The 25,523-nt window shown below is 53.9% G+C and carries 26 protein-coding genes; 10 read left to right on the top strand and 16 right to left on the bottom strand.

Annotated elements, in window-relative coordinates; all coding sequences use genetic code 11:
• The first annotated feature begins 88 nt into the window (after nt 1-88).
• From zwf to edd, 3 genes are all read left to right on the top strand, one after another.
• Nucleotides 89-1,561: a glucose-6-phosphate dehydrogenase gene (gene zwf / locus AC6CHM_RS10175; RefSeq protein WP_115051257.1), complete on the top strand. Its 1,473-nt coding sequence runs from the start codon at nt 89-91 to the stop codon at nt 1,559-1,561.
• Nucleotides 1,543-2,277 (top strand): 6-phosphogluconolactonase, encoded by a 735-nt coding sequence (gene pgl, locus AC6CHM_RS10170; RefSeq protein ID WP_498173021.1) that lies wholly within the window; start codon nt 1,543-1,545, stop codon nt 2,275-2,277. The genes zwf and pgl overlap by 19 nt, the downstream gene beginning before the upstream one ends.
• Nucleotides 2,278-2,343: 66 nt before the next feature.
• Nucleotides 2,344-4,170 carry a phosphogluconate dehydratase gene (gene edd, locus AC6CHM_RS10165; RefSeq protein ID WP_307282848.1) on the top strand — a complete coding sequence of 609 codons (1,827 nt, stop codon included), beginning with the start codon at nt 2,344-2,346 and terminating at the stop codon, nt 4,168-4,170.
• Nucleotides 4,171-4,247: 77 nt separating this feature from the next.
• Here the strand turns inward: edd and AC6CHM_RS10160 are convergent, their stop codons facing one another.
• Nucleotides 4,248-5,210, bottom strand: coding sequence for a GlxA family transcriptional regulator (locus AC6CHM_RS10160; protein ID WP_115051260.1), 963 nt, complete (start codon nt 5,208-5,210; stop codon nt 4,248-4,250).
• Nucleotides 5,211-5,248: 38 nt separating this feature from the next.
• Nucleotides 5,249-6,148 carry a bifunctional methylenetetrahydrofolate dehydrogenase/methenyltetrahydrofolate cyclohydrolase gene (locus tag AC6CHM_RS10155; RefSeq protein WP_498173018.1) on the bottom strand — a complete coding sequence of 300 codons (900 nt, stop codon included), beginning with the start codon at nt 6,146-6,148 and terminating at the stop codon, nt 5,249-5,251.
• Between the two features lie 200 nt (nt 6,149-6,348).
• Here AC6CHM_RS10155 and AC6CHM_RS10150 point away from each other — a divergent pair, with 200 nt between their 5' ends.
• Complete coding sequence (locus AC6CHM_RS10150) at nt 6,349-7,602, top strand: sarcosine oxidase subunit beta family protein (protein ID WP_307282845.1); 1,254 nt, start codon at nt 6,349-6,351, stop codon at nt 7,600-7,602.
• 26 nt (nt 7,603-7,628) lie between these two features.
• On the opposite strand, the gene AC6CHM_RS10145 is transcribed toward AC6CHM_RS10150, so the two are convergent.
• From AC6CHM_RS10145 to AC6CHM_RS10135, 3 genes are all read right to left on the bottom strand, one after another.
• On the bottom strand, nt 7,629-9,803 hold the full coding sequence (locus tag AC6CHM_RS10145) for a GumC family protein (RefSeq protein ID WP_498173017.1): 2,175 nt from the start codon (nt 9,801-9,803) through the stop codon (nt 7,629-7,631).
• Nucleotides 9,804-9,924: 121 nt separating this feature from the next.
• On the bottom strand, nt 9,925-10,203 hold the full coding sequence (locus AC6CHM_RS10140) for a helix-turn-helix domain-containing protein (RefSeq protein WP_307282839.1): 279 nt from the start codon (nt 10,201-10,203) through the stop codon (nt 9,925-9,927).
• Nucleotides 10,200-10,598, bottom strand: coding sequence for a type II toxin-antitoxin system RelE/ParE family toxin (locus tag AC6CHM_RS10135; RefSeq protein WP_498173014.1), 399 nt, complete (start codon nt 10,596-10,598; stop codon nt 10,200-10,202). Before AC6CHM_RS10135 ends, AC6CHM_RS10140 begins: the two co-directional genes overlap by 4 nt.
• A 68-nt stretch (nt 10,599-10,666) precedes the next feature.
• On the opposite strand from AC6CHM_RS10135, the gene AC6CHM_RS10130 reads away from it, so the two are divergent.
• Nucleotides 10,667-11,926, top strand: a complete 1,260-nt coding sequence (locus AC6CHM_RS10130) for a lipopolysaccharide biosynthesis protein (protein ID WP_336440738.1) — start codon at nt 10,667-10,669, stop codon at nt 11,924-11,926.
• Here AC6CHM_RS10130 and AC6CHM_RS10125 read toward each other — a convergent pair.
• From AC6CHM_RS10125 to AC6CHM_RS10115, 3 genes are read right to left on the bottom strand one after another with little or no spacing between them, the layout of a single operon-like run.
• Nucleotides 11,923-12,783, bottom strand: coding sequence for a DUF6492 family protein (locus tag AC6CHM_RS10125; protein ID WP_440807513.1), 861 nt, complete (start codon nt 12,781-12,783; stop codon nt 11,923-11,925). The two genes, AC6CHM_RS10130 and AC6CHM_RS10125, sit on opposite strands and share 4 nt — an antisense overlap.
• Nucleotides 12,780-13,526, bottom strand: coding sequence for a WecB/TagA/CpsF family glycosyltransferase (locus AC6CHM_RS10120; RefSeq protein ID WP_307282830.1), 747 nt, complete (start codon nt 13,524-13,526; stop codon nt 12,780-12,782). Before AC6CHM_RS10120 ends, AC6CHM_RS10125 begins: the two co-directional genes overlap by 4 nt.
• Nucleotides 13,527-13,528: 2 nt before the next feature.
• Complete coding sequence (locus tag AC6CHM_RS10115) at nt 13,529-14,698, bottom strand: glycosyltransferase family 4 protein (RefSeq protein ID WP_498173013.1); 1,170 nt, start codon at nt 14,696-14,698, stop codon at nt 13,529-13,531.
• Nucleotides 14,699-14,775: 77 nt separating this feature from the next.
• On the opposite strand from AC6CHM_RS10115, the gene AC6CHM_RS10110 reads away from it, so the two are divergent.
• The 3 genes from AC6CHM_RS10110 to proC all read left to right on the top strand — a co-directional run bounded on the left by AC6CHM_RS10110 (nt 14,776) and on the right by proC (nt 17,938).
• Nucleotides 14,776-15,774, top strand: a complete 999-nt coding sequence (locus tag AC6CHM_RS10110) for a glycosyltransferase family 2 protein (RefSeq protein ID WP_498173011.1) — start codon at nt 14,776-14,778, stop codon at nt 15,772-15,774.
• Nucleotides 15,743-17,047, top strand: a complete 1,305-nt coding sequence (locus AC6CHM_RS10105) for an O-antigen ligase family protein (RefSeq protein ID WP_498173009.1) — start codon at nt 15,743-15,745, stop codon at nt 17,045-17,047. Before AC6CHM_RS10110 ends, AC6CHM_RS10105 begins: the two co-directional genes overlap by 32 nt.
• 72 nt (nt 17,048-17,119) lie before the next feature.
• The gene (proC, locus tag AC6CHM_RS10100; protein WP_115051268.1) at nt 17,120-17,938 is read left to right on the top strand and encodes a pyrroline-5-carboxylate reductase; all 819 of its coding nucleotides are present in this window, start codon (nt 17,120-17,122) and stop codon (nt 17,936-17,938) included.
• A gap of 61 nt (nt 17,939-17,999) precedes the next feature.
• Here the strand turns inward: proC and AC6CHM_RS10095 are convergent, their stop codons facing one another.
• The 8 genes from AC6CHM_RS10095 to AC6CHM_RS10060 form a co-directional block, all read right to left on the bottom strand.
• Nucleotides 18,000-18,377, bottom strand: coding sequence for a hypothetical protein (locus tag AC6CHM_RS10095; protein WP_115051269.1), 378 nt, complete (start codon nt 18,375-18,377; stop codon nt 18,000-18,002).
• A gap of 134 nt (nt 18,378-18,511) precedes the next feature.
• Nucleotides 18,512-19,534, bottom strand: a complete 1,023-nt coding sequence (locus AC6CHM_RS10090; protein WP_115051596.1) for an MsnO8 family LLM class oxidoreductase — start codon at nt 19,532-19,534, stop codon at nt 18,512-18,514.
• Nucleotides 19,535-19,639: 105 nt separating this feature from the next.
• Nucleotides 19,640-19,846 carry a hypothetical protein gene (locus AC6CHM_RS10085; protein ID WP_354342512.1) on the bottom strand — a complete coding sequence of 69 codons (207 nt, stop codon included), beginning with the start codon at nt 19,844-19,846 and terminating at the stop codon, nt 19,640-19,642.
• 175 nt (nt 19,847-20,021) lie between these two features.
• Nucleotides 20,022-20,360, bottom strand: a complete 339-nt coding sequence (locus tag AC6CHM_RS10080; protein WP_498173005.1) for a hypothetical protein — start codon at nt 20,358-20,360, stop codon at nt 20,022-20,024.
• A gap of 599 nt (nt 20,361-20,959) precedes the next feature.
• The gene (locus AC6CHM_RS10075) at nt 20,960-21,172 is read right to left on the bottom strand and encodes a hypothetical protein (protein ID WP_336440592.1); all 213 of its coding nucleotides are present in this window, start codon (nt 21,170-21,172) and stop codon (nt 20,960-20,962) included.
• Nucleotides 21,173-21,326: 154 nt separating this feature from the next.
• Nucleotides 21,327-22,598, bottom strand: a complete 1,272-nt coding sequence (locus tag AC6CHM_RS10070) for a glycerate kinase type-2 family protein (RefSeq protein ID WP_435530073.1) — start codon at nt 22,596-22,598, stop codon at nt 21,327-21,329.
• A gap of 5 nt (nt 22,599-22,603) precedes the next feature.
• Nucleotides 22,604-22,915 (bottom strand): Dabb family protein, encoded by a 312-nt coding sequence (locus tag AC6CHM_RS10065; protein ID WP_115051274.1) that lies wholly within the window; start codon nt 22,913-22,915, stop codon nt 22,604-22,606.
• An 85-nt stretch (nt 22,916-23,000) separates the two neighbouring features.
• A complete protein-coding gene (locus tag AC6CHM_RS10060) occupies nt 23,001-24,299 on the bottom strand; it encodes an amidase (protein ID WP_115051275.1) in 1,299 nt (432 codons plus the stop codon).
• A 182-nt stretch (nt 24,300-24,481) separates the two neighbouring features.
• Here AC6CHM_RS10060 and AC6CHM_RS10055 point away from each other — a divergent pair, with 182 nt between their 5' ends.
• Together AC6CHM_RS10055 and AC6CHM_RS10050 are read left to right on the top strand one after the other, a co-directional pair.
• Nucleotides 24,482-24,625, top strand: a complete 144-nt coding sequence (locus tag AC6CHM_RS10055) for a DUF1127 domain-containing protein (RefSeq protein WP_115051276.1) — start codon at nt 24,482-24,484, stop codon at nt 24,623-24,625.
• Nucleotides 24,626-24,766: 141 nt separating this feature from the next.
• Nucleotides 24,767-25,522 carry a glycosyltransferase family 25 protein gene (locus tag AC6CHM_RS10050; protein WP_440807492.1) on the top strand — a complete coding sequence of 252 codons (756 nt, stop codon included), beginning with the start codon at nt 24,767-24,769 and terminating at the stop codon, nt 25,520-25,522.
• The last annotated feature ends 1 nt before the right edge of the window (nt 25,523 follow it).

The raw sequence follows: 25,523 nt of genomic DNA, 5'->3' as shown, positions 1-25,523 counted from the left end.
GTCATTTTAAATCGATTAGATTATAGAAACCATGCGCTTCGGAGCTACACTTTGTGTTGCGCAATTCAGGCATAGCGAGACTCTATTCATGACAAGTCAGATTATCCCGGTTGAACCATTTGATTGCATTGTTTTTGGCGGAACCGGCGATCTTGCCGAACGCAAGCTGATCCCGGCGCTTTATCAGCGCCAGCGGGATGGCCAGCTTTCCGAACCAACCCGTATTATCGGTGCGTCACGTTCAGCCATGTCGACTGAGGATTATCGCAAGTTTGCCCAGGCTGCGATCAAGGAATTCGTCAAGGCTGATGAATATGACAAAGCGCAGGTGGAGCAATTTCTCCAGCGCATCAGCTATGTCGCGGTTGACGCGACCTCGGATGCCGGATGGGAAGAGCTGAAGAACGAAATCGGCAATGACTCCAAGCGCATCCGCGCTTTCTACCTCGCGGTCAGCCCTTCGCTTTTCGGTGATATCGCCAGCCGTTTAAAGAGCTACAAGCTCGTTACCGACCACACGCGCATCATTGTTGAAAAGCCTATCGGCCGCGACCTCGATAGCGCCATCGCGCTCAATGACACAATCGGCCATGTGTTCAGCGAACAGCAAATCTTCCGTATCGATCATTATCTCGGCAAGGAAACCGTGCAGAACCTCATGGCGCTGCGCTTTGCCAATGCGTTTTACGAGCCGCTATGGAATTCCGCCCATATCGATCACGTTCAGATCACTGTTGCCGAGCAGGTGGGTCTTGAGGGTCGCGCGGGCTATTATGACAAGGCCGGTGCGCTGCGCGACATGGTGCAGAACCACATCATGCAGCTCCTGTGCCTTGTTGCAATGGAACCGCCCGCATCCATGGATGCCGATGCCGTTCGCGATGAAAAGTTGAAAGTGCTGCGCTCGCTGAGCCCCATCACCTCCAAAAACGCCGAAGAACTGACCGTACGCGGCCAATACCGTGCCGGCGCTTCATCGGGCGGCGCCGTCAAAGGCTATCTCGACGAACTTGGCTCTCCAAGCAGCACGGAAACATTTGTCGCCATCAAAGCGGAAATTGCCAATTGGCGCTGGGCTGGTGTGCCGTTCTACCTTCGCACCGGCAAGCGTCTCGGCGCGCGCGCATCGGAGATCGTCGTTTCGTTCAAGCCAATTCCTCATTCCATTTTTGGCGAGACAGCCGGACGCATTGTTGCCAACCAGCTCGTCATCCGCCTGCAGCCGGATGAAGGCGTGAAGCAGTGGATGATGATCAAGGATCCGGGTCCGGGCGGCATGCGCCTGCGTCACGTTCCGCTGGATATGAGTTTTGCCGAATCGTTCAAGGTTCGCAGCCCTGACGCGTATGAGCGGCTGCTGATGGATGTTGTTCGCGGCAATCAGACATTGTTCATGCGCCGTGACGAAGTGGTTGCGGCCTGGCGCTGGATCGACCCTATTCTCAAAGCCTGGGCCGAGACCGAGCAGGTGCCTTCTGGCTATACCGCCGGAACATGGGGCCCCTCATCCGCTATTGCACTTATTGAGCGTGATGGCCGCACATGGCACGAGCCGGAATAGGGCGCAATTCCATGGCGACAGACGAACGATTGAACAGTTTTGAAAATGGCGACGCTCTGGCCGAGGCTTTGGCAACGACTGTTGCGGGCCACCTGCGGGCGGGCTGCAAGGCAAATGGCAAGGCCGTGCTGGCTGTCTCTGGCGGGACGACACCTGCCCGCTTTTTCAAGGCTTTATCGCTCAAGGATTTGCCGTGGAACACGATCACGATAACGTTGGTGGACGAGCGCTTTGTGCCGCCCACCAGCGAGCGCTCGAACGAACGTCTGGTGCGCGAAGCGCTTTTGCAAAATGCGGCAGCCGGCGCAAATTTTGTCGGGCTGTATCACGAAGCTGTTGACGCGGATCAAGGCGCGAAAATGGCGGCCGCTGAAATTGCCAGGCTCGGACAACCTTTCGATGTGGTAGTGCTTGGCATGGGCGGTGATGGCCATACGGCGTCATTTTTTCCCGGCGGCGACAATTTGAAAGCAGCAATTTCCAAAGATGAGAAAGCTTTGGTTTTGCCAATGTCCGCAGAAAATGCAGGCGAGCCGAGATTGACGCTGACACTGCCTGTCATCATAGCCGCGCGTTTCATCGCGTTGCACATTGAAGGTGCCGGCAAGATGACCACGCTGGAAGCAGCACTTGGCGAGGGTGAGGTCGAGGACATGCCTATCCGCGCCGTGCTATCCTCTCAGCCGATTGATCTTGAGATTTTCTGGGCGCCGTAAACGCCCGGATGCGTGATCGCCGGGAGGCTCCCAAACTCACCGGCAGACGCTACAAGGAGAGAACACATGACCGTCATGCAACGGGTGAAAAGCATTACAAATCGCATCCGCGAACAGTCAAAGCCAACGCGTGATGTGTATCTCGATCATTTGCGCGAGGCCGCATCGCGCAAGCCAAAACGCTCCGCTCTTGCCTGCGCCAATCTCGCCCATGGTTTTGCCGCATGCAGCCCTTCCGACAAGGCGGCGCTTGCGGGCGATGTGGTGCCAAACTTAGGCATTATCACTTCCTATAATGATATGCTTTCCGCGCATCAGCCATTCGAGACTTATCCGAACCTGATCAAGCAGGCAGCAAAGGAAGCAGGCGGCGTGGCGCAGGTTGCGGGCGGCGTGCCTGCCATGTGCGATGGCGTGACGCAGGGCCAGCCCGGCATGGAATTGTCGCTGTTCTCGCGCGATGTCATCGCCATGGCGACAGCCATCGGCCTATCGCATGATATGTTCGACGCGGCGGTCTATCTTGGTGTTTGCGACAAGATTGTTCCGGGTCTGGTCATCGGTGCGCTGACTTTCGGTCATTTGCCAGCCGTGTTCATACCTGCGGGCCCCATGACCACTGGACTGCCGAATGATGAGAAGGCCAAAACACGCCAGCTCTACGCGGAAGGCAAGGTCGGGCGCGACGAATTGCTTGAATCGGAGTCAAAATCTTATCATGGTCCCGGCACCTGCACCTTCTATGGCACTGCAAATTCCAACCAGATGCTGATGGAGATCATGGGCCTGCATATGCCCGGCTCATCTTTCATCAATCCGGGCACACCCTTGCGTGATGCGCTAACGCGTGAAGCCGCCAAGCGCGCGCTTGCAATCACGGCGCTCGGCAATGAATTCACGCCTGTCGGCGAAATGATCGACGAGCGTACTATCGTCAATGGCGTTGTGGGTCTGCATGCAACCGGCGGCTCAACCAATCACACGATGCATCTGGTTGCAATGGCTGCCGCCGCTGGCATCAAACTCACATGGCAGGACATTTCCGACCTTTCCGATGTCGTGCCACTCTTGGCACGCGTCTATCCGAATGGTCTTGCCGATGTAAACCATTTCCACGCGGCGGGCGGCATGGGCTACATCATCCGGGAATTGCTTGATGGCGGATTGCTGCATGAGGATGTCAAGACGGTCTGGGGCGGCAGCGATGGCTTGCGCGCTTATACAATCGAACCCGCGCTTGGCGAAAACGGTACTGTGGTTCGCAATCCTACGCCAGCCGAAAGCGCCGACAAAAAAGTGCTCTCGACCTGCGTAGAACCGTTTCAGGTGACTGGCGGACTGAAGATGCTCAAGGGCAATCTTGGCACTGCCGTTATCAAAACTTCCGCAGTCAAAGCCGACCGCCATATTATTGAAGCACCGGCTTTGGTCTTTGACAGCCAGGCGGCGCTGCAAGACGCCTTCAAGGCCGGAAAACTTAATCGCGATTTCGTAGCGATTGTGCGTTTCCAGGGTCCGCGTGCCAATGGCATGCCGGAACTGCATAAATTGACCCCTGCCCTTGGCGTATTGCAAGATCGCGGTCACATGGTTGCGCTTGTTACCGATGGCCGTATGTCCGGTGCATCGGGCAAGGTGCCAGCCGCTATTCATGTCACGCCAGAGGCTCTGGACGGCGGCATCATCGGCAAAATACGCGATGGCGATATAGTGCGGCTAGACGCTGAGATCGGCACGCTTGACGTGTTGGAAGACCCGGCAGTGCTGGCAGCGCGTCCGGAGCCGGTCGTCGATATCAGCCATAACAGCTATGGAATGGGACGGGAACTCTTTGCTTCCTTCCGCAATGTCGTAGGCCGCGCGGATGCAGGCGCATCGGTGTTTGGACTTTAGGGTCAGCACGTGCCTATCCTGACCAAGGATGCTGGTTTCGCACTTACCGATATCGAAACAATCGGGCCGGCGAAAAATCAGTAATTGGTACGGCGCTCGTCGGAAGGTGAGCGCCCGAATTGCGCGCGATAGCTTTGGGCAAAATAAGAATGTGATGTGAAGCCGGTGGCCAGCGCTACATCCAGAATGGGCGAGTGGGTTTGCCGCAAAAGCTCGCGCGCGCGCTCAAGGCGCAGGCTCATATAGTAGCGTCCAGGCGTCATATTGAGATGACGCAGGAAGAGCCGCTCTACCTGACGAACGGACAATCCAACGGCCTTGGCCAACCGCACGGCAGATTTCGGCTGCTCCAGATTATCGGCCATAATCTCGACGATCTTGCGCAATTTCTCCGATTTGCCGGTGAGGTCGCGCTCAGGGCCGATGCGCTGTCGGTCTGTTTGAGAGCGAATACGCTCATGATGAAACTGGTTGGCCACCTCATTGGCAAGGGCCGGGCTGAAATCCTGCTTGATGATTTCCAGCATCAGATCGATCGATGTTGTGCCGCCTGCACATGTATAGCGCTTGCGGTCAATCTCGAAGACATTTCCCGTGCATTCAATCTGCGGAAAACGCTCCTGAAAACCAGCCCGGTTTTCCCAGTGAATGGTGCAACGATGCCCTTCCAATTGGCCCGCCTCAGCAAGGATATAGCTGCCAATATTCAAACCGCCCAATGAGGCGCCGCGCCGTCCGAGATTGCGTAATGTCGCGATGACTTTCGGCTTGTCTTCAAATTCGGTCGTCAATCCGGCACAGATGAAAAATATGTCGGCCGAGGGCAGATCAGCAAGCGCATATTCCACATTGATCTGAAGACCATTGGATGCAGTTACAGCTGCTCCGGTCGCCGATACAGTGATCCACGAATAAAAGGTCTCTTCGGACATGCGATTGGCCGTGCGCATTGTATCGATAGCAGCCGCAAGGCTGAACATCGGAAATTTGTCGACGAGCAGAAAGGCGAAGGTTCTGCCGACCTTGATTGTTTCGGCCATACGGTGTTGTAACGAGATTCCCTATTTGAGCAAATGGATCAGAAGCGCGGCGGCGTTTTTCCAGCGGAGCGATAGGCGGCGACAAGCGTATTTGCCATAAGCATGGCGATTGTCATGGGACCAACGCCACCGGGCACCGGGGTGACCGCCGCAGCAACCGTCGCAGCATCGGCAAAATCCACATCGCCCACAAGCCGTGTCTTTCCTTCGCCTCGCTCAGGAGCTGGAATACGATTGATGCCAACGTCAATGACCGTCGCTCCGGGCTTTACCCAATCGGCCTTGATCATTTGCGGCCTGCCGACAGCGGCCACAAGAATATCGGCAGTGCGGCAGAGGGCTGCCAGATCTTTCGTTTTGCTATGGGCGATAGTGACTGTCGCATTATGTGCAAGAAGCAAATTGAACATGGGCTTGCCAACAATATTGGAACGACCAACCACCACAGCATTCAAGCCGGAAAGATCGCGCCCGAGAACCCGATCGATCAACAGCATCGAGCCAGCAGGCGTGCAGGGAACAAACGCAGTGTCTAGTTCGCCGGTGCCCAATTTTCCGACATTGATAAAATGGAAACCATCGACATCCTTGTCCGGCGATATCGTCTGGATAATGCGGCCCGAATCAATGTGCTTGGGCAAAGGGAGCTGTACCAGAATGCCGTGGATCAGCGGATCAGCATTGAGCTTCTCTACCAGCGTAACAAGGTCTTCCTCGGAGGTTTCCGCAGGCAAGGTATGTTGCTCGGAATGAAACCCGCATTCGCGCGCTTTTTTGCCCTTGGATGCAACATAAACCTGACTGGCAGGATCTTCGCCAACGATGACAACGGCGATCCCCGGTGTAATGCCCGTGCCCTCAATCAGCTCGGCGGCAGATAGCTTGACCTTCGAAACCACATCCTCGGCAATCTCCCTGCCATTGATTGTCACTGCCATGTGCTGCTCCTGAAACTCTTACTTCGCGGATTGAGCGTCATTCTCTTGATTTTACGCCCAAACAATACCGTCAGAACGGCGTTCCCTGACGCAATAGCGAAAGCGATACAGAACCGCAATGCGATGATACGTTGCAGGGCTTGGCTAACGCAGCAAATCCAAGCATGATTGTGAACACCTTACCGATTCCGGGAATTCAAATGCGCTATTCAGCCTTCAGCCTGCTTAAAAATGCCCTTAACGGCAACAAGGACTGGAAGCCTGCATGGCGTAAACCTGATCCGAAACCTGCCTATGATGTGGTTATAATCGGGGGCGGCCACGGACTTGCGACGGCCTATTATCTTGCAAAGGAACATGGCATCCGCAACATAGCCGTGGTGGAAAAAGGCTGGCTCGGATCGGGCAATATCGGCCGCAACACCACCGCTATCCGCTCCAATTACCTCCTTTCTGAAAATCAGCATTTCTATGAAGCGTCGATGAAGTTGTGGGAAACCATGTCCCATGACCTCAACTATAATGTGATGTTTTCGCAGCGCGGCGTTGTTAATCTCGCTCACTCCTTGCCGCAGCTCGACGTCTATGCAAGGCGCGGCAACCAGATGCGGCTGAACGGTATAGACGCAGAACTGGTGACTCCGGTCCAGATCAAGAAATTGATACCGGGCCTCGATATCAGCAGTTCGGCGCGCTTTCCCATTATTGGCGGCTTGATGCAGCGCAGCGCGGGTACGGCGCGGCACGATGCCGTGGTTTGGGGCTATGCGCGGGCTGCCGATCAACTTGGCGTCGATATTATCGAGAACTGCGAAGTGACCAGTTTTCTGAAAGACGGTGATCAGGTTACCGGCGTCATGACGACCCGCGGACCGATCAATGCCAAAAAGGTTGGCTGTGCGGTGGCGGGCAATACGAGTGAACTCATGCGCCGTGCAGGCATTGATCGTTTGCCGCTTGAATCACATGTGCTGCAAGCGTTTGTTTCGGAAGCGTTGAAGCCCGTCGTCGATACGGTTGCAACTTTTGGCGGGGGGCATCTTTATTTCAGTCAGTCCGACAAGGGCGGGCTGGTTTTTGGCGGCGACATTGACGGTTACAATTCCTATGCGCAGCGTGGCAATCTTCCGGTTGTTGAAGATGTCATGAGCGAATTCGTCGCGCTTATCCCGGCTCTGGCGCGGGTCAAGTTGCTGCGCTCGTGGGGCGGTATCATGGATATGAGCATGGACGGCTCACCTATCATTACCACGGGACCACTTCCTGGCATGTATCTGAACACCGGCTGGTGCTATGGCGGCTTCAAGGCAACGCCGATTTCCGGCAAATGTTTTGCCTGGACAATTGCCCGGGATGAGCCGCACCCTCTCTCCGCGCCCTTTACGCTGGATCGTTTCTATCGTGGCTATGTTGTAGACGATAAGGGGCAAGGCCCCACGCCAAGGCTGCATTAGAGCAGATCGGAAAACGCTGGAACTACCTAAGAAGCCTGCCGCTCGGCTTCTTCACGCAATATCTCGCGCAATGCTGCAATCTCGTCCAGCATCTCTTCGATATTGGAATTGTCGTGTTCACGGGGGGCAATATGGGCGTCGGCATAGGCATAAAGGAACTCGGCGATTGCCACTTCATCCTCAAGCTCGGATGAGGTTCCGCTGCTATGCACACGTTCAATGGCAGCACCCAATCGCGACTTCTCCGGCGAGGTAGCCTCATCACTGGGCGAAGGTTTGGTCCGCTTGCCATTTCCTGTTGGGCGAGGCTCCGTTGGCGAATTTCCCGCACGAAAACTTTCGATCATACCAAGCAGGATCGCGATACCAAGGCCTGCGAAAAGCCCCCCGAGCAAACCTGCGACAGCCACGAGCTTGCGCGACCCGCCCGTGCTTTCGAGTGCAGGCCGTGCAGGAGAAATCACGCGTATATTGGTGGTGTTGACGCCTTCAAGCTCACCGGTTTCCTTGGCACGCAGGAGAAACGCTTCATAGACTGCACGCTTGGCCGCAACTTCGCGCTCAAGTTCACGTAGTTTGACCATCTCCTCATTGTTGGAGGCAGTGCGCGCCTTTAACTGGTTCAGGCGTGTCATCAACTCCTGTTCCTGCTGTTGAGAGCGCTTGAGTTCCGTTTGCACCGATGAGGCGATGCGCTGCAATTCATTGCGGATTTCACTGCGGATACCACTGACTTGCGATTGCGCCTGAATGAGTTGCGGGTGGCGCGGTCCAAGCTTGGTGGCAAGGCCATCGGCCTGCTGCTTTAACGCACCATATTGCGAGCGCAGGGCGACAATGACGCCTGAGCGAAATTCTTCCGGCAGAGTATTGCCAAGCACACCATCAACAGAGGTACTGCGAATAGATGCTGCCTGCGCGTTCAGCCGGATTGTCTGGTTGCGCGCGGCTGTCAATTCATCATTGGTGCGCGTGATTTCGTCGTCGCTGATCAGCCGTCCCTGAACATCAACGAGGTCATTTTCAGCCTTGAACTTTTGAACGGCGTTTTCAGCCTCTTCGACCCCTGCCCGCAGGTCATTCAGCCGGGCTGTCAGTGCCTCTGTGGCCTGTCTTGCCGTATCGGACTGAATATTGCCCTGCTCTTCACGGAAGACTTCCGACACGGTATTGGCGATGAGTGCGGATTTATCCGGATCGCGTGAATCGACCGTGATGTTGAAAATGTAGTTCTTGGTGCTGCGCTCGACGTTCAAATGCTCATAAAGATTCCGAAGGAGCAGAGTCTCTCGTGTCGTGGCATCAGGCGTGCTGTCAGTGGAAAACAATTCCCTTATCGTAGCAACCAGCCCGCGCTCTTTCAGATCACCATTAAACTCCGGATCTTTGGCAAGACCGGCCCGGTCTATCACTTTCGTCAACACGCTGCTCGATTGGATGACACGCAATTGACTTTCAGCAACGGCAAGCGAGGCGTCGAGAGGAAGTTGGGTTGACGAAATCTCCTTGTCGACGATTTTGAGGTCACGAGGGTCAACAAGCAATTCAACCGTGGAGGAATACAGCTTGGGCAGGGTCATGGCGTAACCGACGCCCAGCAAAGTCCCAATGAGCGTCGTCGCCACAATTAATGATTTAGACCGGCCAACTCTGTTTATGACAATACGCGGATCGACCAGAGGCCGCCATTCATCATCCTGATAACTGGTATTTTGAGGTTCTGACCGGGCTGGTTCCGGCCGCCGCAAAGGAGAAAATACCGGCTTCTCAAACGGCACCGGCTCTTCAATTACCGGCTCGGTAATTGGGGGAATGGGGACTCGAGGCACGTCCGCAGGCTTGTTGTTCGGCAGCAGGTCGTCATAGGTCGCCTCGGGCATGCGAACTTCGCTTTCGGCAGCATCAACGCGGCGATTGAGCTCGGCCTTGATCGCCGCCATATCGGCGCGCATACGGTTTATGGCATCCTGCTCGGCTGCCTCATCACTGAGATTTTCAGGGATATCATTGAGCGGCGGCTGGATAGATTCGGACTCAGCGGCAAGGCGTAAATTGCGCATTCTGTGATAATGATCGAGATTGGTCTCGTTGCGCACAGATGATGCAGGCCCAACTGGCGATGGCTGTGCCTCCAAGCCCTCCTCGCTGGCAAACGAGAGCAGCGAGCGCCGCTTTACCGTCTCGTTTTCACGACTAGTCATCCGCAACTGAACTCCAACATCTCAACCCAAATGCGATCAATCGCGGATGCTGAGATCCACGGTTAATCCACACTAAAGTTCTATGGAAAATAAAACGTTAATTGTCATGGCACCTTCCGGCTTACAGGGGAGTCATATCAACACGCAACTCAAATCCCGTGGCCTCAGCGTATCGTCGCAAAGTTGCAATAGAGGGGGAGACCCTCCCGCCTTCGAGCCTTGCAATTGCGGACTGCGTGGTTGCCATGCGCTTGGCCAGTTCTGCTTGAGTCATTTTGGCCTGGGTTCGGCTGCGAATAAGCAACTCTATCACCGAATATTCCAAATCTGCTTGTTTGTAATGCTTCCGGAATTCCGGATCATTCATGTATTTTTCTTTCAGTTTCCCGAGAGTTTTCATGTTTCCACCTCATTCATCCGCCGATAGGCCAATGCCAACGCATTTCGGGGTGTCCGTTGTGATTTTTTTACAAAGACATGCAAAATCACAATTCGCCTGCCTGTTACAGCCACGTATAACCCTCGTGCTATTCCTTCCGGTGCCTTGGCGCGAAGCTCCCACAGCTTTCCATCAATATGTTTTACATGGGGCTCTCGCATGGCTTCGAGCCCTATACATTCCACCATCTCCATAAGGCGGGTCAATCGCGCCTGCAAACCAGAAGGCAGTGCATCCATCTCCGCTTCCGCCGAGCCTAGAATTTCAACAGACCAATCCATTTCAGTATAGCCTATATGATATAATTTTGAAATATGATGCAGAGAAAATAAGAAGTTATCTTCCGCAAGCGCCATTTACAATTGCTCCAATACGAGCCGTTAAGCCTTTTACGCTAAATCATTGAAACGTTGTTATACAGGATATGAAATTGGTCGTTCGGCACGTGAAAGCCAATGCGGGGCTCATCCGCGACTATTTCTCGGTGATCAGCGGATCGGCGGGGCGGCTAATTATATCGCTGGCCTATTTTGTCGCGCTGGCCAACACGCTGACAATTGCAGAGTTTGGACTGTTTGCCACAGCATCGGCGACCGGCGTGGTACTTTCACGCCTTGTCTCTTTCGGTTTTGTCTCGCCGCTTTACCGTATCTCGACGGTGAAACCGCAGTTAATCGGTGCATATACGGGCGGGTTTCTGGCGGCCGTCATCATATCTCTACCGATCTTCATACTCGCTGCCTATCTGGCTCATCTGGTATTTTTCGGTGCCGATCTTGCGCTTGGAACTTTTGCCGTCATTGTCGGCACTGAAGCCCTGCTCTGGCGCTCCATGGAAGTTGTGGTCATTGTCAATAATGGCCTCAACCGATTTGGCCGAGCAGCGCTGCTTGTCATTATCGGCACGGCATTACGAGCCGGTGCAGCGGTATTATTTGCATTTTCCAGCATTGCCAATCTTGCCATCTGGAGCTGGTGGTATGCAGGCGCCAATGGCATTGCCCTGATCATTGCCATCCTGTTTTTCTATCCGAGAGTGCGGTTGCGGCTGGTGCCGAAACTTTATCGCCGCAGGCTAAGTGACTCATTTGCGGTCACCGGCGCGGAAGTATTGTTCTATGTTCAGTCAGAACTGGACAAATTGCTGGTTCTGGCTGTTGGCGGACCGCAGACAGCCGGTGTGTACACGATCATCATGCGTCTCGTTGATTTGACCGCGCTGCCGGTGCGCTCTTTCAATATGATGCTGGTTCAAAAGCTGATGCGCACGCCCGATATGCTCAAGTCGATGAAAATCCGTGGCGGGTTGGAACTGGGCGTGTTTCTGGTCTCAACTCTCGGCTTGGCCGCGCTAGCGCTTTTCCTGCATATTTTTCCACGGGCCCTGGGCGACAATGTTGCGTCAGTGGTTGCCCTGCTGCCCTTGGTCATCCTCGTACCGGGTCTGCGCAATCTCGTTGAATACCAAGCGGAAATACTCTATGCCCGCGGCCAATCGGGTTTGAGGGCAGTCAATCTTGCCGTGCTCGGTATTATCAAAGCGGGGCTGCTGTCCTGGCTTTTGGTGACATTCCTTGAGGTCAATGACTGGCTTGTCTGGCTCAACGCAATGTTCGTAGTGATCTATATTGCTTCTACCGCGCTCACCTACAGCGCGATCAAGAAACCGGCGCGGCGCGTCTAAAAGAACAGTTTGCGAATGCGATCGGTGCCATCACCAAGAAATGACTGAATGCCGATTGCCACCTGATAAGGTGCCATTTCCTCAACGAATTTCACCAGTTCGGCATCGGTTGGCGCGGGTGCCGACCAATGAATCCGGCAGAATTCGCGGCCATCATGGTAATGGCCCCTGGCGTTCAAAACTTCATCGACATAGCGGCCATAGATCATGCATTCTGAAAACTTGCGTGTGCGGCCAATAGCTGCCACCCAGTGCTTGCCGCTGCGCTTCTCTATGAGATTGCACATGCCGATCACCGCATCGCGCCGCCATGCAATGAGGGTTCCGATGTAATCATGCCCCACAATACTAACCGGCGTCACGCCGAGCAGATTTCCCGCATTTTCCGACCAGATGAGCTGATCGCCCGGGACTGGCCGCAACAGATCACCATCGCGCCGGAACAGCCGCATAGTGTTACCGCGCCAGAACGAAGCACAGTCAAATGGCTTGAGAAAAGTCACGTCTGAATCAATGTAGATCAGCGCATCATCATCTGTATATTTGGCAATAGCGATGCGCCGCAACTGCTGCATATGCCAGCCACGCAACGGCATGGTTTTTGGCGACAGCCAGATACGGCGCCTGCCAAAATTCGTGGGATCAGGAAAAGGCCTTATCCAGCCGGGTAAAAGATCGTTTTCATCGATGATGATGCGGTTGGGCGTTTCGAGCTGCTTGAACAAAGCAATATCGCGGTGCTCTACCAGGATATAATGCTTGGTATAGCCCGTCACAAAACGGTCAATGGTCTCGCACAGAAGTTGGCAACGCCGGAAATCCGGCGCGTAACTCGCGGTAACCAGTGCGTTCTTCAATTGCGACCCCTTAATTTTGCTCGCACGACGCGTAGCAGAAAAAGCGGGTTGCCGACAACATAGCGGCGCCACAAACGTCCCGGTTCCTGGGCTAGACGATAAAGCCACTCAAAACGCATTTTTTGTATGAGCAGCGGAGCGCGAGGCACGGCGCCCGCCATGAAATCGAACAATGCGCCGACGCCTAATGCCACGGTGCAATGCTGTGCCGTCAATTTTTGCGCCATGAATATTTCCTGGCGCGGAACGCCCATCGCGACAAGAAGAATATGCGGCGAGAAGTCGTTCAATGATTCCAGGATACGCGGTTCATCTGCCGCGTTAAAAAACCCGTCGCTGATCACGCGAATCTCGTGCTGAGGAGCGATCTGCCGGAACTTGCCCGCCGCTTTTTCAACGACATCCGGCCTTGCGCCAATCAGGCCGATGCGCAGCGGATTGATTTCGGCTTGCAACAGAGCGGGCGTAAAGTCTGTTCCATTCAAATTGGCGGGAAACGGTGAGCCATGCAGAATCTTTGCAGCGATATCTACGCCGATGCCATCGGGTAGAACCAGAAAACTATCCAGCGCTGCGCGAAATCCGGCATCTGTTTGTGCAACATTGGCGTTGTGAGCATTGAGCCAAGTGATGAGCGTAAAATCATGCGTGGCAATGCACTGGCGCAGCAGATCAATCGCTTCCTGCCATGGCAAAGCAATAACAGACACGCCGAGAATAGAGCGGCTGGGTAAAGCGCTCATGCTCATTTCACCGCTTCAATTCGGCCAAGGCCGAGCTTTAGCTGGCGATCAAAGCGGGCCTGTTGCGCTTGCCGGAAAACTTTACCGGAGCGGATCATATCTTCGCCGGACCGTACCTTGCGAACCATTTGGCTGACAGCCTTGGCGAACACTATCGGATCGTCCGCCACCACGCAGTTGTCTGGTATATCGGCAATGCCCCGTATAGACAGCGCTGTAGCGACACTCGGTAAGCCCAGCTCAAACGTTTCGATCGTTTTCAGCTGAACGCCTGTTCCCGCCCGACTGATCAATGGAATCACCGCGCAGCTGCGAACAAAATCCGTTGCGTCCGGCACGCGCCCAGCAAAATTCACCTTTGGCCATGCCGCTTTGAGATCAGCCGGGATGCTGCCAGCAACTGTAATACCAATATCATTGTCCAGATGGGGCGCTACTTCGCGCAGGAACCATTCAAGGCCAATACGATTGGGCTGCCATGTCCACGTGCCTATCAGGCCCAAATCATGTTCAATCGTGCGGCTGGACATTTTCGCCGGGTCCGCTTCAGTTACCAAAGGCAAGGCGGCGGCCCGATCAGTTGTATTAAGTTGCAATGCGGCTATGTCTTCATCAGCCAATGTAAAGACGAATGCAGCACTATCGCAAAGGCGCTTTTCCAATCCTGCCAACAGCCGGGATTCGCGATCGAACAGATATTTTTGTATCGGGCTCGTCGCGGCCTCTGCGTTTTCGCGAGCGGAGCGGTGCTCGACATTATGGGCGATGAATATTTGCGGCTTGCCGGTAAAACAATCTTCGAAAGCACCCGCAAGCGCCACACCATTCAATATATAGGCGTCGAATGGTTCCGCAGAAGCAAGTGCGGCTCGAAACTTTGCCCTGGTAATGATGCGCAGTTTTACTGAGGATACGGTTAGTCCTGTGAGCACGGCCTTGCCCAGCCAACGCAATTTGCGGCTAAAGCTCGCCGTATCGTTTCTAACATCCACCTCGCCGAGCAATATTGTATTTTCCGGATCAAGCGACGTGCTGCCCGGCCAGACAAAGCCGATTACCGTGACCTTTACGCCAGCGCGCTTCAGCCCATCGATAATTGCCTTATTGGCTATTTCATAGCCGGTGGCCGGTTTACCGTCCGGGACGATAGATGTGACGAAAACTACATGCATTGCGGCTCGAACGTAATGAAATATTGAACAAGTGTCTTCTATATCCTCATATAGATAAATAACGGATAAATAGCCCCGTGATGAAACTGAACGGCCACGACAATATAAGTATCGTCATGCAGTCACCCGGCCTTTCGCCGGAAACGATTGACGTTGTTGTTACTCTGCCAACCTTCAAGCGGCCCGATCACCTGCTGAGGACCCTCGCCTCGCTCAAGCAACAGGCGACAGACCGGTCATTTGCAATTATTGTCATGGAGAATGAGGCGGAGAAACGCGAGGGCGCGGCTGTCGCTTCACCGCTGTTCGAAAGCGGCGACTATAGTGGCTTGGTAATCGTCGCGCATGATCGCGGCAATTGTAATGCCTATAATGCCGGTTGGCAGACAGCGCTGGAAATCTTCCCGAACTTCACATCCTTGGTGGTGATCGACGATGATGAGATTGCGGCCCCCGATTGGCTCGAAAATCTTTGCAGAACGCGCGAAGCCTATAATGTCGATTTTGTCGGCGGCCCTCAAATCCCGATATTTGCAAAGCCGGAACACCAAATATGGGCAAAGCATCCTGTATTCAGCCCGCATTATGATACAACCGGACGCGTGCCGATTATTTACTCCTCGGGCAATCTGCTGATTGGGCGAAATGTGCTTGAGGCGATGCCTTTCCCGTTTCTCGACCTCACCTTCAATTTTATGGGTGGCGGAGATTCTGATTTTATCAGCAGGAGCGTGGTCAAAGGCTTTACCATTGCGTGGTGTGCAGAAGCGCCCGTCTATGAAACCGTGCCTGCCCGGCGCGTAGAAGCCGGCTGGATCAGGGCACGCGCTTTGCGCAATGGCGTCATCTCAAGCCTCATCGAAAAACGCAAACGCGCTGACGAACCTTTGGGCAAGGTAAAGACCATTTTGAAAAGCCTTGCGCTGCTTGCAATTTCGCCTTTTCGCGCCGCGCTGAAAACAGCGCAAACCGGCTCGCTATCTATCGGTGTCTATCAAATTTATATTGGGCTTGGCCGCGTCTTGGCAGAATTCGGATATTCGAATGAGCAATATCGGCAACCTGAAAAGAACTGACGCGCCTATGGCGATACCGATGCGGCTTGTCGCCAGCCTTCTTGCCGGGCTGATTTTGTGTGTTCTGCTTGTGTCATTCCGGCCTTTTCAACCGGCGAGCACTGCCATTGCCGGGAGCGGCGGTGATCTGGTCAACCAGCTGGGTTTTGGCGCCCTTGGCGGCGTTTCAATTCTTGCGATGATTGTGTTGGCTGATCCACGCCGTCTGCTTTCTCTTGCAAGCCCGCTGTGGATCGTCATGTTCGGGTTTGTTTTCCTTTCAACGCTTGTTGCTGTCGATCCCGGTTCGGCACAACGTGCGGTCATCTTCACCATTATCGGGGTATTATGCGTCGTTGCTGTTCTGGCGCTTCCACCCGACATGGACGGCTTCTCGCTTGCTCTGATTATTGCTGCAACGGCAGTACTTGTTCTGTCCTATGTCGGATTGGTCGTCGTACCCGATCTCGCCAAGCATACGGCGGGTGAAATAGAGTCTGAACATGCCGGACTTTGGCGCGGTATTTTTGCCCATAAGAATGTTGCCGGGCCCGTCATGGCCTCCTTCGCCTTTGCAGGCATTTATCTCATTCGCCGTGACTGGCGAAAAAGCGGGACAGCAATTTTGATATTTGCGCTGGTCTTTGTTGCGCATACTGGCTCCAAAACATCCACTGCGCTGGTCCCCATGGTGATCCTGCTTGTCATGGTTCCAGGTCTATTCGGATTACGAATACTGACTGCGCTGCTCATCGTGGCTGCGCTTGCAGGCTTTTTCTGTTTCACCATTGGCACGCTTTTCTTTCCTCCCCTACACGATCTACTGGTTCAAATGGGAGCCGATGCGACCTTTACGGGCCGAACATCAATATGGCAGTTTGGTCTTGAAAAGCTCCGCGAAACGCCATGGCGAGGCTATGGACTGGAAAGCTTTTGGGAAGCGGCAGTTGTCCGGCAAGCGGAAAACCCATATTATCTGGACTGGGATGTCCGAGGCATAGTTCATGCGCATAATGGCTATCTGGATATTGCCATTGCTATGGGCGTTCCCGCGTTGATTTGCGCGATGGTCGTTCTGGTCGTGCTTCCGCTTGTGGACTATGTGCGAACTTTGAGGAAACGCGAGAATATATTTCTCTCCGATTTTCTTATGATGTGCCTGACCTTCTCGCTTATGAATGCCTTTCTTGAGAGCTTTTTCTTTCGCCGGGCGGATCCTGTCTGGTTGATTGTCGTCATGGCCTGTTTCGGATTGCGCATGACGGCCCGGGTTCCATTGCAATCGCGTTCCTGATTTTGACGGAAGCCAGTTGACCGAAGCACCCGGACCGGATCAAAGTGCCGCCCATTCAAATGGAGAGAAAAAATGTCCGATAATGTGGTTCTGGTTGGATGCGGCAATATGGGTTTTGCCATGCTTAAAGGCTGGCTGGACGCCGGGATATTGCAGCCTGACCAAGTCACTGTTGTCGAGCCAACCCCTGCCCTTCTCGAACGCGCTGCAAGTTTGGGCGTGAATGCTGTTGATGACGCATCAAAGGTTGAGGACGATCTCGCACCGCGTGTCATACTTGTCGCGGTGAAGCCTCAGGTGATGCGCGACGTGCTTCCTGCCTATGCGCGATTTGCAGGAACATCGACATTTGTCAGTGTGGCAGCGGGAATAAAAGTAGCATTCTTTGAAGAACATCTCGGTGCAAGCGCAGCGATCATCCGCACCATTCCCAATACGCCGGCAGCAATCGGCAAGGGCATGATCGTGACATTTCGCAATGCCCATGTCGCAGATGATAATGCAGCATTTGTTGACCGGCTGCTTGAAACCAGCGGCGCCGTGGCCGCAGTGGATGATGAAAGTCTGATTGATGTTGCAACAGCCGTTTCAGGATCGGGACCGGCTTATGTATTTCATTTCATAGAAGCGCTGACAGAGGCTGGTGTCCATGCAGGGCTTGAACGGAAGACCGCAGAAATACTGGCCATGCAGACAGTGTTCGGAGCAGGCGCATTGGCCGCTTCAAGCGAGGATACGCCGACAAAGCTGCGGGAACAGGTAACCAGCCCGAAGGGAACAACGGCCGCCGCCCTCGATGTCTTGATGGGTGCAGACAGGCTTAAAAACCTCGTGATCGAAGCGGTTTCCGCTGCACATAAGCGTGCTGTCGAATTGGGTAATCAGGCATAGAAATACGACCGGAAGTTTCCGGTCGTATTCACTGACTTTGCTGGAGGCAAAGAAATTTGGATTAGCTCGGCTTTTTGGTGACGAGCGTCAGCAGCCCTTTTGAATCGAGGCTGGCTATCACAACTGCTTCGGATGTGAGGCCTTTTTCCTTCAACGCGGATGTTACTTCCGGCGATTTATCGATGGAAGAACGCAGTTTCTTTACGTCTTCATCGCTGCGCTGAGCAACGGCATCGTTGACCTGCGTTTTGGTGGCATCCGGCAATTCATTGATATCGACAATATTGATGGTCGTGATCTGCGGTGCCCCTGTTTGAGCTGGCGCTTCAGGTGATGGAGCAGCAGCGTTTGGAGCGGTCTGCGTAGCTGTCTGGGCATAAGCGGCCGAAGTGGCCAAGGGGAATGCCGCGCAGAGCGCGAGCACTATCATCTTTCGCATCGTTTTTCCTTTCAGATGATTGGCGAACGATCATCTATTGATGATGCCCGCCACTTCACCTGCGAAATTCGATCTCAACCAGTCGATGGCCGGGTTTTTTCAAGGCAATATTGCGGCAAAAATGTGTCCGCCATTTATGCCAACAGACCAACCGGCGCGGGCGTCCTATCATGTCCAATCATTGTTTTGGCCAGAATTTCATATGACCGCACCCGCGCCTTATGCTCGAAAATATGGCCCGTAACCATGATCTCATCGGCGCCGGTACGATGGATAAACTCTTCGACACCGGTCTTGATGGCAGGCGCGGCACCGACGACAGAACAGGATAGAGCTTGGCGCAGAATCGCCTTTGCATGCAGATCAAGCGTTTCTTCATAGCCCTGAACAGGCGCTGGAAGCGGTCCGGGATTTCCGGTACGCAAATTTACAAAGGCCTGTTGCTGGGATGTTTGCAAAAGTTGGGCTTCTTCATCGCTCTCAGCGGCAAATACGTTGAGACCAAGCATCACATAGGGTTTGTCGAGATAGCGAGATGGCTCAAAACGCGCGCGATAAATTTCGATTGCGCGCTCCATTTCCGCTGGCGCGAAATGGGATGCAAAAGCATAAGGAAGCCCCAATGCGGCAGCGAGCTGAGCGCCGAAAAGGCTGGAGCCCAAAATCCACACGGGAACATCAAGTCCCGCACCCGGAACGGCTATGACATGCTGGCCGGGTTGAGGCTCGCCAAAATAACTCAGCAATTCGACGACATCTTGCGGGAACCCATTAATATCCTGATTGAGATTACGGCGAAGCGCCTGAGCCGTGATCTGATCCGTACCCGGAGCGCGGCCAACGCCAAGGTCAATGCGGCCAGGGTGAAGAGAGGCAAGCGTGCCAAAAGCTTCGGCGACCATCAAAGGCGAGTGGTTGGGCAGCATGATACCGCCCGCACCAAGGCGAATTTTGGAGGTCCCCGCTGCAACATGCGCGATCACAACGGCTGTCGCCGCACTGGCAATGCCGCGCATACTGTGATGCTCGGCAAGCCAAAGACGATGATAGCCAAGGCGCTCGGCATTCTGCGCGAGATCCAGTGAGTTACGAAGAGACTGCGCGGCAGTGCTGCCTGCTGCAATCGGTGAAAGGTCGAGGACTGATAATGGGATCATGAGCTGAATATAGGCCGCGTCAAACGCTACACAATGAGGCCACGCGATTTCATGATTCACAAAAATTGAACGTCGATTAAATCGGGATCTTGTTAAATCCTGTTCTTATCCGACTGTGCCGCTGCGGGAGGAAGCCAAGCGCAACTCCATGCCAACAACGGGGCGTCTTTCCTGTGAAAGCTGTTCATCGGATTCGCGAATGGCGGTTTCAATGAAATAGGCAATCATTTCAAAACCCTCATCATCTGCAAGAGCGCATAACCGGGAAAGCTCTGTTTTCAGAACTTCCAATGTCTCGGTCCTCTTATTCATGCCTGCCGCTCCCACAACCCAAAGTTGCGGGACCCTAATACCACATTTGACATTTTGAAAAGACTAAATCTTGCACGGACCACAGGTTTCGTTAGTAATTTACAGTAAAATTAATTTCAAATTTTATCATGTTGCATGCAACCCTATGAGATCATTCAGCAACGTACTTTCTCAACTAAAAGCTAGACATTTGCACTTCAGGAGTTTCACACATCTTTTTTGATCCGGTCTTGGTGGCATTATCAATAATACCAGAGGCGAGGTCGGAAACGACTTCAACAGCGATATCTTCCGGCAAACCGGTCTCCGCCATGCCGGCCCGCATAGCAGCCTCACTAGCTTCAGTACCAGTACCGCAAATATAGGCCTTGGCTTCCAATACAGCCGCCCTTTGGAACTTCTTATTACTAATATCGCCGCCTTCACCTTCGGTTTCCAGAGACCCTTTGATGCTAAAAGCATGACTTGTCGTAACAGGGGCAAATGCCAGAAACCCTGTCGTAAGCAATATCATTGATGATCTTAAAAGGTGCATGATTCGCCCTTTCCAGCCATATTCCAAAGCGCGGCAGTTTTGCCGTTTTCAACCTCGTTAACCCATTATAAACGATGCAGCGCCGTTTGCGTTCCCGGAGCCTCTTCAACTGGCTGTGATGTCTCGCTTAAAACCAAGCGAAAATGTTGCATTGCACCAACTGCAATGCTGCTATGCAATATTGTCTGTATTAAATCACGGTGATTGAGTTATTTTCAGATCAGGAATTTTCGACAGCGTCACCTCCTCCCGACCCTGTCGAAACGGACGGTCTCTTCTCCTCCCAGAAGACCCTCCATAACCAACGAAACCCACCGCACCTCCTCCCGCGGTGGGTTTTGTTGTTTCTAGGCCTCAGGCTCAGCGGGCGCAGAACGGCCATCCAACTGCTAGCTTCCCATGGAATTGTAAAACCTTGCTTCTACAGTGGACTGTGCCAGTCAGGTCATTGCGGAATAGCGGCCACAATCGAAATTTCATTCTCGGATGCTCGCCCGGCTCTCATTCAAATAAAAATGCCGTTTCAGTTCTTGCGAAATGAAACGGCATTGTAATCAGGCCATAAAACGTATCAGGGCTTATTGCTTGCCCGTCTCCAGTTTGCGCCTTGCGACGCTCTCTTCGAGGGTCAATTTCTTTTCAGGCTTTGCACGTTCGGTAAGAGACTTCGGCGGCGGGACAAACGAGACGTCCTTGACCGGCGAATTGGCGGGAACGCCACCAGTCGAACCGGTTGTGCAACCAGCAACGACGATTGCCGAAAGAATAATCAAGGTAGGTGCAACTCGCATTCAACTTTCCTTTTGCATAAAACGCCATTGAGTGGCGCAGGCCTCAAGCGCTGCGAATTTGACATTTGCGTCCCATCCGGTCGCAAACTCTTATGCAAATGTCAAACCCGTAAACGCGGACCACGGTTGACCATCGAATAATGGCGATAGCGCGTCAACGAACAAGAATTGCCCGCAAATCGTTTACATTTGTTCCAGTGGGTCCGGGTACAAAAAGATCCCCAATGGCATCGAATGCCGTCCACGCATTATTGCCATTGAGATAGGCCGATGCGTCCTGTCCCTTTGCCAGCAAACGCGCCACCGTTGTGCTATCGGCAAATGCACCTGCATTGTCTTCGGAACCATCAATGCCGTCCGTATCGGCGGCAAAAGCACTGATGCCATTGGCGCCATCAATATCCATGGCGAGCGACAACAGGAATTCGGTATTGCGACCCCCTTTGCCTTTTCCGCGCACTGTGACTGTGGTTTCGCCGCCGGAGAGGATCACAACGGGTTTCGTAAAAGGCTGTCCTTTTGCAAGCACGTGTTTTGCAAGAGCCGCATGCACATGAGCAACCTCCCGCGCCTCGCCTTCTATTGCGTCAGAGAGAATGACGGCCTCGATGCCATTTTCCCGCGCAACTTTGGCAGCAGCTTCGAGGGAAACACCAGCCGATGCTATGACATGGTGTTCGTGACCTTTGAAAACAGCATCGCCTGGTTTTGGAGCATCCGCAGCATGTGATTGAAGATGCGCAAGAGCTGCGGCCGGCAAGTCGAGACTGTAGCGGTCCACAATTGCCAGCGCCTCTTCCCGCGTTGTTTCGTCCGGAACCGTAGGCCCGGAAGCGACAAATGCAGGATTGTCTCCGGGAATATCCGACACGACAAGCGAATATACCCGGGCCGGAAATGCCGCTGCAGCAAGACGTCCGCCCTTGATGGCGGATAAGTGCTTGCGAACCGCATTCATTGCCGAAATTGGTGCTCCTGAAGCCAGAAGAACCTTGTTCACTGCAATCTCGTCCTCAATGGTCATGCCGTCCGGCGGCGATGGCAGCAATGCAGAGCCCCCACCCGACACAAGGGCGATGACAAGATCATCCGCCGTCAAATCGGACACGGTTTCCAGAAGACGTTTCGAGGCGACGAGACCCGCCGCATCGGGCACTGGATGGGACGCTTCGATAATTTCTATGTGCTCGCAGGCCACGCCAAAACCATAACGGGTCACGACCAGTCCTTCGATGGATGAATCAGGATATTTGGCCGTCCATGCTTTTTCAAACGCGCTCGCCATTTGCGCCGAACCTTTGCCTGCGCCGATTACAATCGTCCGGCCTTTTGGCCTTGGTGGCAGGTGAGATGCAATCACGCGCTCAGGATTGGCGGCGTCCACAGCAGCGCGGAACAGTTTGGTGAAAAACTCCTTGTCTCGCATGGGTGTCAAACTTCCAGATCGAACACAAAGACGCCGTCCGGACCGCCAATGGCTGAAGAGACGATGCGCCCGCCAATGGCTTGATGTTCCGGATGGATGAGATAGGCATCCCGCGCTGCGGCGTCAGCGAAATCAATCAGAAAGCCTTCGGTAAATCCTTTATCCATGCCCACCTCCGGGCTGACATTGACACCGGACCGGAAGGTCAGGGCGCCCGGCAGTTTCGCGCAGAGTATGGCGAGATCATCATAACAAGCCTGTCTATCCGACGTGGGAACCCCATCACGAAAACGGATAAAAACACAGTGACGGATCATGAAAACCTTCCTTCTGAATATTGGATGCGCATCCTGACGGGATTGCTGAAAATTGCGAGCAATATTTCACCCCCTCAACAAAACGTCAGGTCAAAATGCGCTCTACGGCCATTGCCATAGCAAGCAACCTGCGGTCGGTACCGTGCTGCGCCATGAGCATTAGCCCCGCTGGCAGTGCCATATCCGGCATCGGCAGGCTGATCGCGGTCAGATCAAACTGGTTGGCCACCTGCGTATTGCGCAGCAGCAGCGATTCTGTTTCCCGGTAGAAATTTTCATCGCTGACCGCCTCAATCGAAGGAGCCATAATTGGCACAGTCGGCAAGGCCAAAAAATTATAGACTCTCAATCGCTGATCCATTTCATGCATCAAAGACTGACGTTTCAACATGAGGTCGATGTAATCGGATTCGGACGTCTCCAACCTACGCAAGAGCGGACGCTGCACACGCTGGTCTACGTCCAGGCTTTCATCTCGCAACCATCCCGCGTGAATCCTGCTGGCTTCGATACCTGCAATCGATCCGACCAAGGTTGCTCGCGCCATGGCCTCAATCAGGTCATCTATCGAACAGTCGACAATCGTCGCACCGGCTTTTTCGCAGGCTTGAAGACTTAAATCGAATGCCTTTTCAATTTCCGATTCGATATTGCTGAATAATATACCGCGCGGCACGCCAATATGCAGGCCGGACAATGAGAACTGATCGAGGGGCTGCGGACGCTCCCCCGCCAAGACCGAGTCGGTAAATGCGCAGTCTGCTACGTTTCGCGCCAAAGGCCCAATGGAATCCAGACTGGGCGAAAGGGGAAACGCGCCTTGCCGAGGAACGCGCCTGGCGGTTGGTTTAAAACCGGTCACGCCATTCAAAGCCGCTGGAATCCGTATCGAACCGCCCGTGTCCGAGCCGATTGAAATTTCGCTCGTGCCTTCCGCTATCGAAATTCCAGCTCCGATAGATGAGCCGCCAGCCACGCGCGAAGAATCCATGGCATTGCCTGCTGTCGGATAGTGCGGATTCAAGCCTACTGCGGTGAATGCAAACTCGGTCATGAGTGTTTTGCCGATGATGACCGCACCCGCTGCGCGCAATCGCTGCACGATGAGCGCATCATTGGTCGCTGCCGCAGCCGTTTTCCGTATCACCGAGCCAGCCAAGGTGACCTCCCCGGCAACGTCGAACAGATCCTTGATGGAGACTATTCGCCCATCGAGCGGCCCAAGCGTTTCGTTCTTGCGGAAGCGACTGTCCGAGGCCTGCGCCTCCTGGCGCGCTGAACCGGCATAGAGGCGGGTAAAAACCCGCTCGTCTGCCTCACGCTCCATCAAGCGCGCAAGAATATGTTCAAGCCTTTGGGAGGCCGACGGATTTGGATTTGGCAAGAAAATATCCCGCTGGAAATGTTGCGTCACGCTTTCTATAGCGCGAAGACCTTGCGGGTTAAAGTCCGGTAACTTGCCATGCACCGAGTGCAAGGGTGCGTTGCAACATTCATAGTTTTAAATCGATATTATTTGAAGCAATCTACGCAACAGGGAGGGCAACAATAAAAGGGGTAAGAGCCATGAGCCTTCGCAATCGCATTCAGAAATATCGTCAATATCGCCAGAATCTCCATGAGCTGCGCCTGTGCAGCGATCGCAATCTTGCTGATCTTGGAATTTCCCGCGCCGACATCCGCCAGATTGCCTGGATGGCGTGCAACTAATCAAACCCGTAAAGCTTTAAAAAGGCGCCGTGGGCTTTGCTCCGGCGCTTTTTGTTGAGTGTTTGGTGGCACGACATCCGATGCATCGCATTGCACGGCGCACATCAAACCGGTACTAAGAAGCTCGTGGGACAATATCCGATGATCGGAGCCCGGGGTGAGCATTCTACAGTGATCAAAGCATTCATCATACATCTGGCACGGTCTACAGACAGACAGCAACAGGTAGATTTGCTTAGCCAAACGCTCCCTGTTTCGACCGATGTCGTCGACGCTGTCGATGCCAGAAAACTGACCGATGAAGATGTCCGCCGGGTCTACAAAGCCGGACTGCATGCTCCGCGCTATCCCTTTGATCTCAATATCAGGGAAGTCGCCTGTTTCCTGTCGCACCGGAAAGCATGGCAAGCGATCGTCGACCAAAATCTCACAGCAGGGCTGGTGCTTGAGGATGATGTTGCCCTGACGCCCGAATTTGCCGCGGCATATTCCGCAGCCGCCCGATTTGCAGGCCCGACGGATTTTATCCGCTTTCCATTCCGGCCTCATCGCGAACAGGGGCCGGAGGTTTTTGCCGCTGACAACGCCCGCATTCTGCGCGCCAAACCAGTCGGGCTGGGAATGGTAACCCAACTCATCGGTTACGAAGCAGCCAAACGATTACTGGCTGTCACCGAAACCTTTGACCGTCCGGTTGATACGATGTTGCAGATGAACTGGATAACAGGACTGTCGCCGCTCGCAGTCGTTCCTGGCGGCGTCAGGGAAGTTTCTTCGCAACTTGGCGGCAGCACAATTCAACAGAAGAAACCTTTGCTGGAAAAATTAAGGCGCGAAATATTACGGCCGATTTACCGAATGCGGGTCAACGCCTATTCTCGCGGCAAGGAGAGCTGAC

The sequence above is a fragment of the Phyllobacterium sp. GQ127 genome, assembly GCF_059758635.1.
The sequence above is the reverse complement of the archived record's forward strand: the minus strand, read 5'-3'. Positions and strand labels throughout refer to the sequence as shown.